General features: G+C 47.5%; 19 protein-coding genes. All 19 read right to left on the bottom strand.

The features are described 5' to 3' along the window. Positions 1 to 8: 8 nt before the first annotated feature. The 19 genes from K6V21_RS09140 to K6V21_RS09050 all read right to left on the bottom strand — a co-directional run bounded on the left by K6V21_RS09140 (position 9) and on the right by K6V21_RS09050 (position 14,874). The gene (locus K6V21_RS09140; protein ID WP_224321560.1) at positions 9 to 1,130 is read right to left on the bottom strand and encodes a hypothetical protein; all 1,122 of its coding nucleotides are present in this window, start codon (positions 1,128 to 1,130) and stop codon (positions 9 to 11) included. Continuing rightward, positions 1,127 to 2,572 (bottom strand): hypothetical protein, encoded by a 1,446-nt coding sequence (locus K6V21_RS09135; protein WP_224321559.1) that lies wholly within the window; start codon positions 2,570 to 2,572, stop codon positions 1,127 to 1,129. The genes K6V21_RS09140 and K6V21_RS09135 overlap by 4 nt, the downstream gene beginning before the upstream one ends. Before the next feature lies 1 nt (position 2,573). Continuing rightward, on the bottom strand, positions 2,574 to 3,050 hold the full coding sequence (locus tag K6V21_RS09130; protein ID WP_025834359.1) for a hypothetical protein: 477 nt from the start codon (positions 3,048 to 3,050) through the stop codon (positions 2,574 to 2,576). Further along, on the bottom strand, positions 3,047 to 3,841 hold the full coding sequence (locus K6V21_RS09125) for a hypothetical protein (protein WP_224321558.1): 795 nt from the start codon (positions 3,839 to 3,841) through the stop codon (positions 3,047 to 3,049). Before K6V21_RS09125 ends, K6V21_RS09130 begins: the two co-directional genes overlap by 4 nt. Continuing rightward, positions 3,838 to 4,869, bottom strand: a complete 1,032-nt coding sequence (locus K6V21_RS09120; protein ID WP_224321557.1) for a DUF6712 family protein — start codon at positions 4,867 to 4,869, stop codon at positions 3,838 to 3,840. The genes K6V21_RS09125 and K6V21_RS09120 overlap by 4 nt, the downstream gene beginning before the upstream one ends. Continuing rightward, positions 4,869 to 6,224, bottom strand: a complete 1,356-nt coding sequence (locus tag K6V21_RS09115) for a hypothetical protein (protein WP_224321556.1) — start codon at positions 6,222 to 6,224, stop codon at positions 4,869 to 4,871. The genes K6V21_RS09120 and K6V21_RS09115 overlap by 1 nt, the downstream gene beginning before the upstream one ends. Further along, the gene (locus K6V21_RS09110; protein ID WP_025834352.1) at positions 6,224 to 6,502 is read right to left on the bottom strand and encodes a hypothetical protein; all 279 of its coding nucleotides are present in this window, start codon (positions 6,500 to 6,502) and stop codon (positions 6,224 to 6,226) included. The genes K6V21_RS09115 and K6V21_RS09110 overlap by 1 nt, the downstream gene beginning before the upstream one ends. A 12-nt stretch (positions 6,503 to 6,514) precedes the next feature. Further along, positions 6,515 to 7,591 carry a hypothetical protein gene (locus K6V21_RS09105; protein WP_224321555.1) on the bottom strand — a complete coding sequence of 359 codons (1,077 nt, stop codon included), beginning with the start codon at positions 7,589 to 7,591 and terminating at the stop codon, positions 6,515 to 6,517. Next, positions 7,585 to 8,085 (bottom strand): hypothetical protein, encoded by a 501-nt coding sequence (locus tag K6V21_RS09100; protein ID WP_224321554.1) that lies wholly within the window; start codon positions 8,083 to 8,085, stop codon positions 7,585 to 7,587. The genes K6V21_RS09105 and K6V21_RS09100 overlap by 7 nt, the downstream gene beginning before the upstream one ends. Further along, positions 8,069 to 8,629 (bottom strand): phage holin family protein, encoded by a 561-nt coding sequence (locus tag K6V21_RS09095; protein WP_224321553.1) that lies wholly within the window; start codon positions 8,627 to 8,629, stop codon positions 8,069 to 8,071. Before K6V21_RS09095 ends, K6V21_RS09100 begins: the two co-directional genes overlap by 17 nt. 166 nt (positions 8,630 to 8,795) lie before the next feature. Next, positions 8,796 to 9,386 (bottom strand): RadC family protein, encoded by a 591-nt coding sequence (locus tag K6V21_RS09090; protein WP_224321552.1) that lies wholly within the window; start codon positions 9,384 to 9,386, stop codon positions 8,796 to 8,798. Positions 9,387 to 9,401: 15 nt separating this feature from the next. Next, complete coding sequence (locus K6V21_RS09085; protein ID WP_073314388.1) at positions 9,402 to 9,968, bottom strand: phosphoribosyltransferase; 567 nt, start codon at positions 9,966 to 9,968, stop codon at positions 9,402 to 9,404. A gap of 817 nt (positions 9,969 to 10,785) precedes the next feature. Beyond that, entirely contained in the window at positions 10,786 to 12,513 is a 1,728-nt protein-coding gene (locus tag K6V21_RS09080; protein ID WP_138292324.1) for a hypothetical protein, read from the bottom strand. A 12-nt stretch (positions 12,514 to 12,525) separates the two neighbouring features. After that, positions 12,526 to 12,738: a hypothetical protein gene (locus K6V21_RS09075; protein WP_025834342.1), complete on the bottom strand. Its 213-nt coding sequence runs from the start codon at positions 12,736 to 12,738 to the stop codon at positions 12,526 to 12,528. Positions 12,739 to 12,813: 75 nt separating this feature from the next. After that, a complete protein-coding gene (locus tag K6V21_RS09070) occupies positions 12,814 to 12,996 on the bottom strand; it encodes a hypothetical protein (protein ID WP_224321551.1) in 183 nt (60 codons plus the stop codon). A gap of 35 nt (positions 12,997 to 13,031) precedes the next feature. Further along, positions 13,032 to 13,349 carry a hypothetical protein gene (locus K6V21_RS09065; RefSeq protein WP_224322021.1) on the bottom strand — a complete coding sequence of 106 codons (318 nt, stop codon included), beginning with the start codon at positions 13,347 to 13,349 and terminating at the stop codon, positions 13,032 to 13,034. 104 nt (positions 13,350 to 13,453) lie between these two features. Beyond that, positions 13,454 to 14,053, bottom strand: a complete 600-nt coding sequence (locus tag K6V21_RS09060) for a hypothetical protein (RefSeq protein ID WP_224321550.1) — start codon at positions 14,051 to 14,053, stop codon at positions 13,454 to 13,456. After that, a complete protein-coding gene (locus K6V21_RS09055) occupies positions 14,046 to 14,333 on the bottom strand; it encodes a hypothetical protein (protein WP_224321549.1) in 288 nt (95 codons plus the stop codon). The genes K6V21_RS09060 and K6V21_RS09055 overlap by 8 nt, the downstream gene beginning before the upstream one ends. Further along, the gene (locus tag K6V21_RS09050) at positions 14,305 to 14,874 is read right to left on the bottom strand and encodes a hypothetical protein (protein ID WP_224321548.1); all 570 of its coding nucleotides are present in this window, start codon (positions 14,872 to 14,874) and stop codon (positions 14,305 to 14,307) included. Before K6V21_RS09050 ends, K6V21_RS09055 begins: the two co-directional genes overlap by 29 nt. Positions 14,875 to 14,892 lie beyond the last annotated feature (18 nt).

Raw genomic sequence — 14,892 nt, 5'->3', positions numbered from 1 at the left:
TTTAATTGTTATTTTGCTATTATTACTTTATCAGCACTTGCTAATATTGCCTTTCCGTCACTGGTTGTCAGTATCTTGTAATTACCCTTGTCTGTCATATCCACACCCAATAATCCGCTGGTCACATTATTGGCGGAAAGAGAGGGGGATTCACCGGTCCCGATAACCGTACTGTCCTTATACCAGGTCGCTTTCAACTCCTGCATGGCATTGCCGATAATGCCTTTCGCTCCTGTTACCACGACTTTGGGATTTACGGTCACTGTTCCAGGAGCAATACGGTTCGGCAGATTGGTTATGTCGTAATCATAATTCGGGAGACGACGCACAATAGTAGTGGTAGCCGTAGGGTCCGCATCCGTCGGTGAGGCAGCCGGGGAACCATCAGGGGAAAAGGTAGCCTTGCAAATGTAGGTCTCCTTTTCTCCTATCGCCTCGCGATCAATGACAAGCACATTATCATTCACACTGACCACATCAAGATCAAATTCATCAGAACCGGCAAGCGTCAGGGTGCCATTTTCACGACGTTTGTACCAGAAGAATTTTCTTTTTGCTGATACACCGGTAAAATCGGTTTCACCTGCCATCAGGGTAGCTACTATGGTCTGCTGTACAGGGTCCTCCCAGGGGTTGTATAAATGGGTAGATTCACTATCAAGCGTCAATAAAGGATTGGCATTGGTAGCATTGATACATTTTATTAATTTTGACTGACGGTAAACGATGATCTGATTTGTGCGCGTATCCAGGTATTCTGCATAAAAATCCAACGTTATAGGGTGCAAGAGTGCGGCATTCTTCTTTACTTTTATCTGACCTTTATTTGAGCCTTCCTGAGTGATTTCATAACCGGTATTCGTCGTTTCAATCAGGATTCTTTTGCCATCAATGATTTCATACCACTTAAGATTGGTTAGAGAGGAATTTATATTAAATTCCTTAATAATACCATCCTTGTCAACAACATCACATTGAGGCAACAACACCAATGGCGTCAACGTATAGTCCGCCTCAAAGATTCCCGTCACCGCATCATACGTTTGCAATGATGATACGGAACCAACCTCGTTAATCGCCATATGTACGCTAAGAGGTTTGTAGTTTACTTCTATTTTCTTTGTCTTCATATCACAACTTCTATTTCATCAGGGTATACATTCTTACCGTCACGCAGCAGCACGGTAGTCTTAAATTTACAGGAACCGACCTGCACAAAGTTCGTTCCGAGATCATCACGCCTGAGCACCAGCACTTTTCCCGTGTCGGCATGTTTCACTGCCCAGGCGTTATCTTCCGTAATATTACCGCTATCACGCGTCCACTCCACATCAGCATCAAGTATATGTTCAGTAACATCCCGGTTATATAGCATTCCGGTTATAGTGAGCACGTCCAGATCATCAACAAGATTGCCGTTTTCATCCATCTTGTCCAGGTCTATCCTCCAATCGTTGGCAGAAGATATATCAATAGAGAAGTTTGGGTTTCCTTCTTTCATGGCCCATCCCGTCGAACCGAATCGGGGCTCATCAAGCGTGCCGTTAATCAGACATTGCCAACGACACCCGTAATGCCATACGGTATCCGCAGACGTAGAAGATACAGAATAGGGATTATCAGAAGCAGCAACCTCGGAGCTCCAGTCTCCGCGGTCCACAAGGGAAACGACAGGAATCCCCGGATACTGAATCTGTAGGCGTTCCTGAAAGGCTATACCCCTGCAATAGACATAGCTATGCCGGTAATTTATAGGCAGGTTATCGAATAATGATAACTGTTTCAGTCTGCCGATGATAATGGCGTAATTATGCTCTTCCAGTATGGGTTTCGTTACGCCATCGAGCATGCAGATACATTTCTCACGAGTAGAAAGATACCAGTACGCCTGACGATCTTCATTGACCGGATTGCCGCGACGCGTTATTATCATCAATGGCTCCGGCGGGTAATTCTTTCCCCCTGGAACTTCACTATCCGGATACAGAACAGCAGTAATCACATTAGCGGAAGTATCCACATGCAGGACACGTAACCAGGAAGTATAATAATCTCCTCCTCCGGAGGCAAGGTTGTTTACCATGCCGTAAATGATATCATTTTCATCCAAAGCCGTGAAATCATTCTCCAAACGTTTACGGAGCGGTAAACGGTAAGTGCCATCCTCCAGAAGTTCTACGCTCTCAATCGTGCCCGATTCAGAAAAAGAATAATCACTTTCCATGGCAGAAAGCCGGTTGAATATCACTTCTTGAACAATGAGAGCAAAACGAGCTTCCAAAGTATCAGCCTGTACACGGCCATTTTTAAGTAGAATCCCTTTCCCGGCAACTAATGAGTCTATTGTTTCGCCAACTTCGGCACCTCCTAATAATTTCAGCAGGAAAGGAGTTTCGTCAGGCTTGGATTTATGAAGGAAGATTTTATTCAGTTCTTCCAAAGAACACTGTGATAACAGATTCAAAATGCCCACCAAGGTACGTCCAACACGTTCTCCCGTGTTTTCTCCCTCCTGCGTAGCATATCGTACCTGCCGGGCTAATTCTTTAAGTGTTTCAACCGTATCTGCCATATCAGTTGAATGCCTTCCTACAGTTAACAGCCTTATAGGGTTGCGACAAGTGTATTGCCGCGATCACCCCATAAAGCTGGCTATCAATATTCACCACATAATCCGCTTCTACCTCTTCAAGTGAAAAGGCAATCCATTGGCGGTTCTTCCTTTTGTCTTCAAGTACCTGGTTCAGCATCTCATCAAGAATGCGCTCGCACTTATCAAGTGCGGCCTCTATCTGTTCGTAGTCTGAAGTATCGGACACATGTTCCAATACAAAGAGCAGATAATCACGATCCTTCAGGTATGCCCCCGTAGCACCGCCATATCCGAACCCTGAGCCACGGTCCAGAATCACCGCCGGATAGTGGAGCACGCTGTCCAGTGCCGTGTGCTTCTCCCGTTCGGATGAAAGGAAATGTACCTCGTCATTCTCCTTGTGCCGGATATCGACATGGCGTTCGGCCAAATTCTCTATGTACTCTGAAAATGTCATTTCTTCTGTTTTTGAGCGTCACGTATTCTTTTATTAAGCAGGCGGAACGCCGTTGCCACTGGCATCGCCTGGTATTTCTCCAGCAACGCCACATCATCACCGACAAAAGCATCAAAGATATCAAGCCAGTTGACCGATGGCGCGGTCGGTTTCTTGTTGTTCTTCTCCGGTTCCGGATCTTCGTTCAACGGAAACAGGAAAGGGAACGCCTTGGAAAGCCACCTTTTGACAAAAACATAGTTCAGGAATATAGCATACTTGACATGCCTGTCTATCTTCGCCACTTCCGACAGCCGTTTTTGCAGTATCAGCGGTTTCTGCCTGCTAAATAAGCCGTTTTTTCCACCTGCCGGTAGGACAATATATTCGTTATCCTTCAGGTACAGCATTGATATGAAAGCATCCAGTGAGGCATCCTTGCCGTCACGCGCATAGCGGTTGAAGGCGGTGTCCACATGCATGAAGTGCTCGAAACACATCCCCTTCAGGCGTTCACCCGGTGCTTTCAATCCGGACACACCGGAAAGAATAAAGCGATCCATCCGGACACGACAGTCGCTGATGAACTCTATCAGCTCACTCAGCTTATACCTGTAATAGCTGTCCGCAATGACACCGGAAGGCAGGGGATAGAACTCCTTCAGGAAGGATGATTCATCCGTCTCCTGAAGGTAAAACCGTGACACAAGCAGGAACTGCGACGGTGTCAGCTCTTCCCATTTCTGAGGCACCCGGCGTATAACCTCACGCCGGACTCCGAAGCTGCGATATGCAATACGAAGCTCTCTCATACCCAGAATGTACGTTTACGGTCATTGTCCCGGTCGAATATCCTACGGGGATCACCGGCATAGTAATCAGTAAAATAACTACGGGCAATCCGCAGCAATGCGGTCATATACATGTCGGCATCCGCCTTCAGGTTCTGTATCTGTACGGCTATCCGTTTCGTATCAACCGGCTCTTTCTGTTCATTACCCTTTTCACCTGACCGGATTGTTGTAAAGTACAGTCCGCGGTCTGTAATGCTGCCCGTCTCCATCAACAGCCGTCTGACCGCCATTGTCCCAATATAGCGGGAACAAGCCAGACGCAAGCGTTCCACATTCTTCTGTTGTTCTTCATCTTCAGGGGGATTGACCAGCCCGTCAATCAGATGCTCATAGAGCCTGTCACCGATAGCCGGCTGAAGCAGCATTTCCTCCACAAATTTCAGATGCGGCTGCAACCGCAGGAAGATAATCCGGCTGCCGCCAATGAAACAGACATCATTCACGTCTGCAGTACTGCGGACAATGGCGGATTTCCGGTCTTGGTAGGCTTTCGAGGCGGCAAATTCCGGATATTCCGCTATATGGGCATACAGGAACTCAAGCAGCTCATCCAGCGCATTGAACCCCTTGTTGCGGAAAGACTGCCGAAGATTGTCTTCCTGGTACTTATATACCCCTTGAAAGGTTTCATTGTCGGACTTCTGCCGTTGAAATCCCGCATCCGTAATCCGGACACTGATTTCATCGAAATCATTCCAGAACGCCAGGTTCGCGTTCGCGCGCTGGCAGATCTCAAGCAGCCGAGCATCCAGTTTTTCCCGTTCAGTTGCCCCTTCAGTATTCGGTTCCAACACATCCGGATTCGGACCGAAATTATATATCTCAATCACTTCGGCCGCCATCGCATCCCCCAGTAGTGGAAACAGGAATTGCCGGAAGGCACCCCGAAGCGGTGCTTCCATCATATCAAACGAAATCGCGGTATTCACCTTCATCAGTGCCTTGAGTTCGGCACCCTTGTTCCATTTCTCTGCACTGAATATCATTAGCTCAACGTTTTTTTGGTACCGCTTCCGGTATCGAGGGTTACTAAAATGGTATTGCGGAAACGCAACTCACACTCCGGCATACCGTTCATTTTTATGTAGAGTTCAATCGGATCCAGAATATTCTGCCGGTCAATCCAGGCATTGGCAATATTCACGAGGAACGCCTCACGTATATTGGAACCGCCCTGATTGCCGGCGTATGTACCGCCCGGCATACCGGCACCAAGCACATTGGGATTGACCATTAAGGCAAACAATATCTCGGAGTTGGCGGCTGCCGATACCGGAAGGTTGTCGCTGCCCTGGTATTTATTCTCCAACGGCTTGATCTTCCATTCCTCTTCAATCCTGCCGTTCATCTCATTGACGGCATAATGTGAGAAGATCGGTTTCTCCGCATTGTCCGGGCCGCAAAGATTCTGTTCTACCGAGTCCATATACTTCTGAATGGCCGCTTCGCGTTCTGTGACGGAATAGTCCTTGGAAGGGTATTTCTTCTCCCAATAAGAATACGGTATCTGTACATGCCACTTCCAGGTAATTTGGTTCTTGTATGCTTTCTTGAGGAAATGGGGGATGAGATGGGCAATCTCCACCCATCCGCAAACGTATGCCGGCCACCATACAGGCATGCCGTAAAGGTCATCATTGCTCCAGCTGTCACGTACCGGCAGGATGAATCCGTTCTTCATCTTCCCGGCAAACTTCAGTACTTCGGCGTGCATCTGCGGATCATATTCAGATAATACCTCCAGCTTGGTGTACTGCCCCTTGCCCGGATGCTGCGGCCAATATCCGGAAACAATACATTTACATGCTCCGTACTCATCCACTTCGGAATAGCGCCGATAAAGCGCATTTATCGGATTAACTCCTGCAAAGGAATTACCCGCTGCCGATGGAACGAACTGGACAGCACCGTTACCGAACTTCAGATAATCCCGCAGTACCTTCTCCATGTAGCGTCTTACATTCCGGGAAGCAACAAAAGCCTGTACCCGGCTATCCGTAACGGGCTTCAGTATCTCGTTACCGCCATCATCGTAACCGTTCACCGTACAAGGATAAATGCCCTGCCCAAGTGTCAGGTTACGGAGAAATTTCAAGCCGGTATTAAGCACACTGGTATTTCCGATCTCTTCGGCCGCCTTCTGCGGGAAATCGTTCTCGTCTCCCCACGGGCGTACTTTCACCCCGTCGATATCTATGTAACTGACATTCGACAAGTCGTATGGCGACAGGATCCGGGCACGGTCCTTCATCTCGTTCTGCGGTGCCCCGGTTGTCTCTCCGAATATGTACGTGGACTGCATCAGCAGGGGAATGCCGCTTGAATTAAACAGTATGTTCATCAGAATACGATTTTCATTTTGTTATACTCCAGTATCAGGTCTATATCCACGGGATAGGGATGCCCTTCGGGATTGCCCTTGCAGTCGCAGGGCTGTACCCCCCGAAGCTGGTATTCCTTCATGTTCATGCGTCCGGCACCACAGGCGTATGCCTGCGGGATAAAGTAGACCTTACCCTCCTTGCTGACGAATTTTATCGAAAAGACGCGCCGGTTCCCGCGTTCATCCCTGCGGATATCCATATCGGCCAATGCCAAATTTCTGCGTATTGTTTCCATTGTGTATATTATTTATTCAAATGTCCTGTCAAATGTATAATCGAAGATACCTCCCCCAAACGAGTACCTGTCAAATACCTGATGCTTCCGGCTTGCCGGGCAGAAGGTCAGATTCACGTTTACCCGCTGGTTACCCATTTTCGTATGGGTAAAGTCAATATCTGTGATGATGATCTCCATCGGCAACGAAGGCGTGTCGTACCATCGCTGTACCGGAGAGGTAAGCATGTCTATCAGGGCCTTGTATTTGTTTTCGTCCAAATACCCGGTGTTGACCGTGCGCAGATCATTGAAAAACGGATTGAATCTCCTTTTCAGCTTCACCATGTCCGCGATATCACCCTCCAGTTCCGGACTATACTGCACCAATCCTGAGAATGATATGGATTCCGGCAACCCGAATACATTGTAATAAAGAAATTGGTGCATTTCACGGTGGCTTTTCCGGTCAATGACATACCTTACAAGGTCCGTCAATGTGCCATCGGTGATGCGTGCATCATACGATAAGATATTGTCGGCCCTGAGACTCGCGAGTTTGCCCACCTTAACCGGACTCATGTTATATGCCATCATCCGGTTGGCATCGGAGAGTTGCAGCTCAACGGTTTTCTTGACGCTGCTGCCGGATTCCAGGTGGATGATATCCAGATACACTTTTGTCTTGTCAGACACGAAGAAGGAAAGGTAATCAATCGTATTCTGCCTGATATGCTTGATTTTATAGCGGGAATAAAATATGAAGCCGGTCAGCGGCTCGAAAGACACGCGGTATCTTGAGTGGAACACATAAAGCGTGTAGTCAGCAGTTGCCTCGCTGTCTGAAAGGGACAGTTGTACCGTCATGGGCGGCAATATGATCCGGTCATCACCGCCTCCCAGTTCCGGACGAACGAAATATTCATTGATGATATCACCCGGATCGCAAATGACGACTGCGTTCCCACTGTCCGGATAGTACACTTCAGAAAGCGCCTCCTGCCCGTCAACCGTCATCTTGAAAACCAGTTTTTCGTGTACGTCCGTAATACGGATATCCTCCATATCGGCGGAAAACAGATACGTGTTATTGACCAAATTCGCTACCATCTCCACAGATCTTTAGATATACCCAACACCAGTGATTTATTGTACAGGTCATAGCCCGCCTTGAACTCCCACGACCTACGCCGATACCCCGCGGATAACACACAGCTGTAACGCCCGGCATCCAATCCTAGAGCCAGGGCATTGTTATAAACAACCGGTTGCCGGTAATCCACCACTACAGTACGGTCAAGTAGCGCATTGCGGGATATGACATCGGTCATTTCCACCCGCAGGTAAGGACGCTCAATAATCGTATCGAGATAATGCTTCTCCGAGAAATAGTCGGTCAGTATAGCCGCCGTATCCACTTCTGCGGGTACCTCACGGACAATTACCTCCGGTTCCGGAATGGCAGGTCGTATCGTATCATGCCTGACCACCGTTTCCGGAACGCGGACAATACTCCGGTGACGGGATCCCAGCCAATAGCCGACTTGATAGGAAAGAAGCGCAATAACCGCACATAACAACATATAGCTAACGTTCCGTCTCATCTACCTTCTTTTTAAACTTGTCTGTAACCGTCACCCACAACATGCCCACCTGCCTGATCAGCGTATCTTTAGGCTTGCCGTCAATAACCGCCAGGTTCTCCAGTATGCTTGTCACGTGCTCCACACAGAACCAGGTCATGACGAACACTTTGACAATGGAAAAGAATAGGGTGGCCAGCAGCATGATGAAGCTTTCTTCAGCCCCCGCCTTGCTCTCCAGATAGAATGAGTGGGTGATATAAATGATGGTCAGCCAGATACACAGCTTGATGATACAGCGTGAGAAACGGAAGGATTCAAATCCTATGCCCTGAATCTTGCTTGCCCTGATGCCCGTCCACATCTCGGAAACAATGGCGATCAGCATGGCCATCGCCAGCAACGGGGTAATACCTATCCATTCACTGACTACCGCAGTGATTGCACTGAAGGAGATAGCCGGCAGTTGCAGGTTATATTTGAAACTGGGCGCCACCGAAAGAAAGAACTCCTTCAGGGAATCATACCCATAGGTACCGACAAACTTGGTAATAAAGCGTATCATATCTTTTTTTGTCACAAAGGTACAATCATACCATCCGCTTTCATAGGACAAAAAAAGCCCCTCCGTGGTTGAAGGAACGGGAAACATAAAACAAAATACCGCTTTGGGTCCCATTCCGTTTGCGAGCGTGCGAGCAAACGGAATGGGTGCGCCCGCACCCCATCCGTCAAATCATCCCTTCATCGCAAAAGCTATAATATCCGTCATTCGTTATAATTACGTGGTCCATCATCCGAATATTGAATAACGCTGCCGCCTTTTTAAGCTGTTCCGTCAGCCTCTTGTCCTCATTGCTCGGTCGGCTGTTGCCGCTCGGATGATTGTGTACCGCTGCAAACTGCGAAGCTCCCGTATTTATCAACACCTGCATTATCAGCCGTACATCTGCCGAAGTCTGGTCTATACCGCCTACTGAAACCTGTACTTTCTTGATTATTCTGGATGCATTATTAATAGCCACGACCCAAAACTCTTCATTCCGTAAATCACCTATTAACGGCTGCATCAGTTCGTATACATCCTTGCTTGAAAGAATCTGCCTGCGTTCAACCTGTTGAGACTGCTGTCTCTTGTACATCTCCACCGCTGCCACAGCTACTTTCTTGCGTCCAGGCGTCAAAGATGCAAACAGCCTGTCTATATCTATCTCCCCGTTGCTGCGTTCAACGTCTGAAACAATCTGCCTGTTATTGCTAATCTCGTAAATCAGTTCACTGTCACTCATGTAGCGGCAATCATTATCGAATAAAGTATTCATAACAAAAAATATATATTAGTTATAAGAAAGAATTGTTCTACCTAAAAAATAACCTCCCAACACTTCCGCACCTAATTGCTCCAGTGCGCACGCAAATTGTGCGTAGCTGTGTCCTTTCGTTAGTATGTCATCAAAAACCAGTACCCGCTTCCCGTTGAAAAAGTCAGTATTCAGCGTAATAGTTTCCGTGTTCTGTATGCTTTTGCCTTTCTTGGTTTCGTGGATGGTCATACGTTTTCCGCCCACTTTCACGGCTTTGTAGCCATTCATACACCCGCAAAGGTTGGAAACCTCTTCGCAAAAGTCCCGATAGCGTTTTTCCGTCCGTTCTGCCGAACTTGCAGGAACACAGACAAACACAATGGTATCGGCAAACGAACCGAATTTTTCCGCTATCTTACCCGCTACGATAGCCGCTACCTGTTTGCTGCGTTTCCCAGCCTTGAAGTCCCATATCAGTGAGCGGATTTGTTTTTCCCGTTCTGTAGCCTCGTATCTTGCCGGTATGTAGTCAAATAAGGAAATCATCGGTTTATGCCACTGATTTTTCCATGCTTCGGGAATGTTTCTTTTTGCTGCCATAACTGTAAGTTTTAATTTTATTCTGGATTTTTGGAGTCGTCGGGTGGAGCCTTTTTCAGATTCTCCGTTTCCCGGAACGACTTTTTTTTTATTCCGGCGTGTCTGTATGACGTGCGGTATGGTTGCCTTTTGATGCCGCAATAATTGAGGTGCCGAGGATGACATTCTGCAAGGTTCCGACTAAAACCGGAGGCTTGAATACTACCTGCAAGGTGGAGATTTTTTAGCGGACAACGCCTGACCTTGCTTGTCAGACCGGTGCCCTACATTTGCGGACTCAAAAGACTACCTGACCGCATACAGACATGCAGAAATAAAAAGGAGTTCCGGAAGAGAAACGGAGGTACGTCAAGCGGAACGCTTACCGCTCTACGGTCCCTACCTAAGAATTTGAAACAGAAAAGACCGGGGACCTGCACGGGTGCAAACAAACACGGGAAGCGATGCTTCCTACCTCTATAAGCGCGCAAAATCCGTACTGGGGAAATAGATTTGCCTGCCTATTTCTTCAGTACGGATTTTGCGCGCGCCGGGGACTCTGTTAATGAATGTTATAAGAAAGTTACCTTCTTGAAAATGAACACACAACACCCCGTTTTCCATCCGAATGGAAAAAGAAACGGAAGTTTCTTCCTACCGCGCCCTATCAAAAAGCGCAAGGGAAACCGCAAAAAGTAAGGAAATATGACAAAAGTAATAGGTTTTTACATTAAAGAAAACACCCTCCGCCTGTCCTCCGATGCGGCATCCGGTCCTCAATCGTTGCGAGTCCTGTTATAAGTATTGCGATAACTGTTGCGAATGTATGTGCAGTGAATCAGATACGTGCGTCCACGAACCCGTATGCCTGCCTGAGCAGATGCCCGTACTTCGTCCAGACACGTTTATCGACTGCATCCCCGAAGTGTGTTGCCTCTTCAGGAAGGATGGACTGGTTGCGCTCGCTGCGCTTATCCTTGGCAAACCGTCCTTCACGATCTTCAATGACACGCGTGTTGTTCATGGATATAAGCGTGTACTTGCATTTCGAGCCGTTGAAACGCTTCTTCGGGAACCGTTCGTCCTTCTCCGCCAGGATAGAAGCCCACAACAGATATTTATCATGCTGCGGCGGCTCCATACCCGCATGCGTGTGCTGTTCCACCGTCCAGCCGTGTTTCTCCAGGCGCTCAATGGCAAGCTCATTATAGGATTTCTTATTGTTGGCGCGGCGTGCATCCCCGTAGCGGTCACGGTAATAATGCAGGTGCTTGTTGATATGGTTACGGTAATAGTGACAGAACTTATCCATCAGCGCGTTGACCATCGTATCGTCTTCTTCGTCACGCTTGACAAAAAATTCATTGATATTGTTATCCACCGGCTCACGTGTCAGCAGCTTCGTCACGAAATCATAATTGCGCTCCTGTGCCACTTCAAGGAACGAGGCGGCAGAACCCCAGTCAGGCGTCAGTTCCAGCGGCTTCGTGGGGGTACAGTCCAGGTCACGCCGGCTGTCATCGTTATTGGCAAGCTGCTGCCAGTTGTAGTTATGATCTTCGGCAAAGTCACGGATATAGTCGTCATTGGTCGCATTGTAATACACGTGCCGTTCATCCAGTTGGTAATAACAGCTATCAATCTTATCCACCATGAAGTTCAGTATCTCGATCATGAAGGAAAGCTTATCCATCACCTTATACTGGTTCAGGATATAGTTCATACCCACATTGGCGATATTGTCGAAGATAGAGCCGAGGATAAAGAGCGTGCCGTCGCGTGAAACGAACGGTGTGATACTCTGACGGAGACGGACGGTTTCATTCCAGATCTCCTTGAAGAGTCCCGCATCATTCGCAATCCTTGCATCAATGAGCTGCATCTGTAACCGCACAATCTTATTCCAGACATCAAACAGCCGGATGCCGCGTTCTTCTTCGTAATACTTGGCCGGTTCAAGCAACCATTTCTGTTCAGGCGTGTAAGGCATGGAAGAGAGGAAGGTGTTGCCGTGATGTTTCAGAACGGGATTCTTGGACTTGCGACCAAAGATGTGTTCATTACCACGGTTGGTCGGTGCCGCCTCCTGGTCAAACTTCTCCTTATCAAGCGTCAACGCTTCGTCGGTGATGTTGTAATCCGCGTTCGGACCGCGGCTGTTACCGCCCTGCGTAAGTATGTAGAGCATGTGACCATTGGAGAAGCTGATGCCGTACTCAAACGACATGATGTGTTCATAGGGCCTGTACCATCCTTCAATGGGACTGCGGCACACCACATAGTCACCGGTCTTGCTGACCGGATCCCATTGCTTGTAACCGAGCATCTCCAGCATCTTGAAAGCGGATGGTAATGTTTTAGTGAGCGCCTGACCAATGGTAGCCTGTGTGAGCGTGGTAATACCACGAGGCATCAGCCGGATATTGTCATCTATCACGGCACCGGTAATGAATGATTTACCCGTTGCACGTGAATAGATGACATACCCGTTCTTGTACGGCATTACCAGGAATGCCGCCTGTGCCGGATTGACCTGTATGACCTCTTCCCAAACGTTTTCGTCCATTGTCCTGCCGTATCAATAACGTGGGAAAACAATATAGTTCACACCTTCGGAAGAAGTCATACGGGGCATTGGCTGCCCTGTATCATCTAATAGTTTTTTTACTTCATCCGGCTTAAACTTTGCGGATACGGTGCAAACAATCTGTGTCTTGCTGACCGATACCATATCAATATGTTTGTGGTCAACCAGATAAGAGATCAGGCGTTTATTGGTCAGTTTCTTCATGATTAATCTGTTTTGAAAGTATTAATTTAACAGAACCCGAAAAAGTAGTAACCTTTCCGGGACCTGTCAAGCCTCTTACTCTTCAATTATGAGTTCAGAGGCTGCGAACCATTCTGTTTTTACTTCTCCATTTAACGGCTCAGGGGCTGTAACAGCATACGTTGTTGTGCCATGTAAGTACTCGCATTTAGCAGTTATAGTCCCTGAAAAGCCTGATACACTACTGCGAACTTTGTCGCCTAATCCTATTTCTTTCATAATATGTATAAGGGTCTTACAAAGCCCACCCAAGGCTATTTGTTTCTTGTAGCTTCCAATAACGGAAGGTTTGTTTCTGTCGGAATATAAACTACAGTCTTGTCATTCAGATTATTCTGCTGACGTACCCACAAATATTGGATATAAGCGGGGGTAATGCTGCCATTTTCAATCTTGATTGCTTCTGCCGCACCTTTGGCACGTTCCACTTCAGCCTGGGCATTCAGTTTCTCTGCTTCCAGATTCGCTTTCGCCTCTTCAATCTTAATTTTCCGGTTCTGTTCAGCTTCTGCAAATTCAGCCTTGCCTCTTTGTTCAGCGGACCATATCCGATAATGAGGAACGCCAAACATAAGAATAGCCAACACCGTTACCAAAACCATAACTTTAATAAAAAAACTTTTCATACTCATTGCTTTTATATGGGTTTTACAAAGCCCGCCCAAGGCTGTTATATTTATGAGTTCATTATTTCTTCTGCCTGCACATCGTCAATAGGTGTGTACATCGAATCTACCAAAACCTTTTGCTCTTCCTGAGAAAGATTGCGGATGGCATCCAGCGGAATATCCACCTTTTGCCCCATGCTGTTGATCTGAATGTAGAACACGTTCTTCTCCATGCGTCGCGGATCCTCAACCGAAGCCGGACGTTCGCCAATCATCTGATGTAGCACCTTCTTGGCGTTGTTCCAGTTCTTCAGATCACCTCTGAGCTTACAGTCCCGGATAAGCTGTATCTGGTCCTTGATCATCCAAGCAAACCAGAAATCCCAGTCAAACTGGTGCTGTGTCTTGAACAGTTCTTTTGCCAGGGCGATATCCTTACGTACCTGTGTACGTGAAATCCGGTATTTCGCCAGCATGATGTTGATGATATGGCTCTCATTGGGATAATCATCCAGCAAACGGGCTATCTGCAATACCCGGTTGCACTGCACCCGAAGATGCTCCGGCAACGGACTGTTTTCCGGATCAATAATGTGCTGCCGGATGAGTTCATATGACTGTTCCTCCAGTGCAGATTTACTTTTGGATGTTGTCAAGCTGTTACTCATACTCAAGATATTGCTTTTGCGATTTAAAGAACTTGATCAGTTCCTGTTGTGCTGGATTGCTGCCGTTGATGGCGGACTTGATGATAGCCTCCCGTACTTCAACCATCTGTCTGAGATGTCCCCGGTAGAAAGCTGTACGCACCTCAGTGCCCGGAGTACGAAGTTCTGCAAGAAAATCCGTCTCATCCACACCGATATTGATTGCAATCATTCCCGGAGGGATAAGGCGATACGCCATTTTCTCAATCTCCTCACGTTGTTCCTGCGTCAAACTCATCATTCAACATTTTAAAGTCAAAGTCAAAAATATCTCTACCGGTATGGATGATTCCACGCTCCAGCTTCGGGTTGTGCGTAGCATTCTGACTGCCTACAACGGTAATCTTCCAGTCTTCGTTATACAGCAACGCCACTTTTGCATGTAGTGCCAGGCAGCGGTAGCTGTCCGGGAATGTAGTTACCAGATAGTCAAACGGCTTCGGTGAAATGCTGCGTACACGGTTGTCTATTAAGAACCGTACAGATAACAGTTCATTCGTTTCGACCTTACGATGAAGGGCGTTGATACTATCCATCGAGATGGAGTAAGTAGTCAAGAACAGGTGTGCCGGACCGGTCTGTTTCAAAATATATAAAATCAACTGGATCAGGTTAAATGCTCCGGAAGAATAGAAATGCTTATCTCTGCCGGGAACCAGCATTCCCATAGCGTCCGGATGCAGCAGCTTCTCCGAAACCCGATCATGGTCGGAGGCTGCCACATCCGTTTGGCGGAGAGGGAGCGCATTGTCCTTCATTCTCTCCGCCGGCATCTCATTCATATCGCTGCAACATACCAA

The organism is Bacteroides cellulosilyticus (assembly GCF_020091405.1).
GTDB lineage: Bacteria > Bacteroidota > Bacteroidia > Bacteroidales > Bacteroidaceae > Bacteroides.
This window is presented reverse-complemented; position numbering and strand designations above follow the sequence as displayed.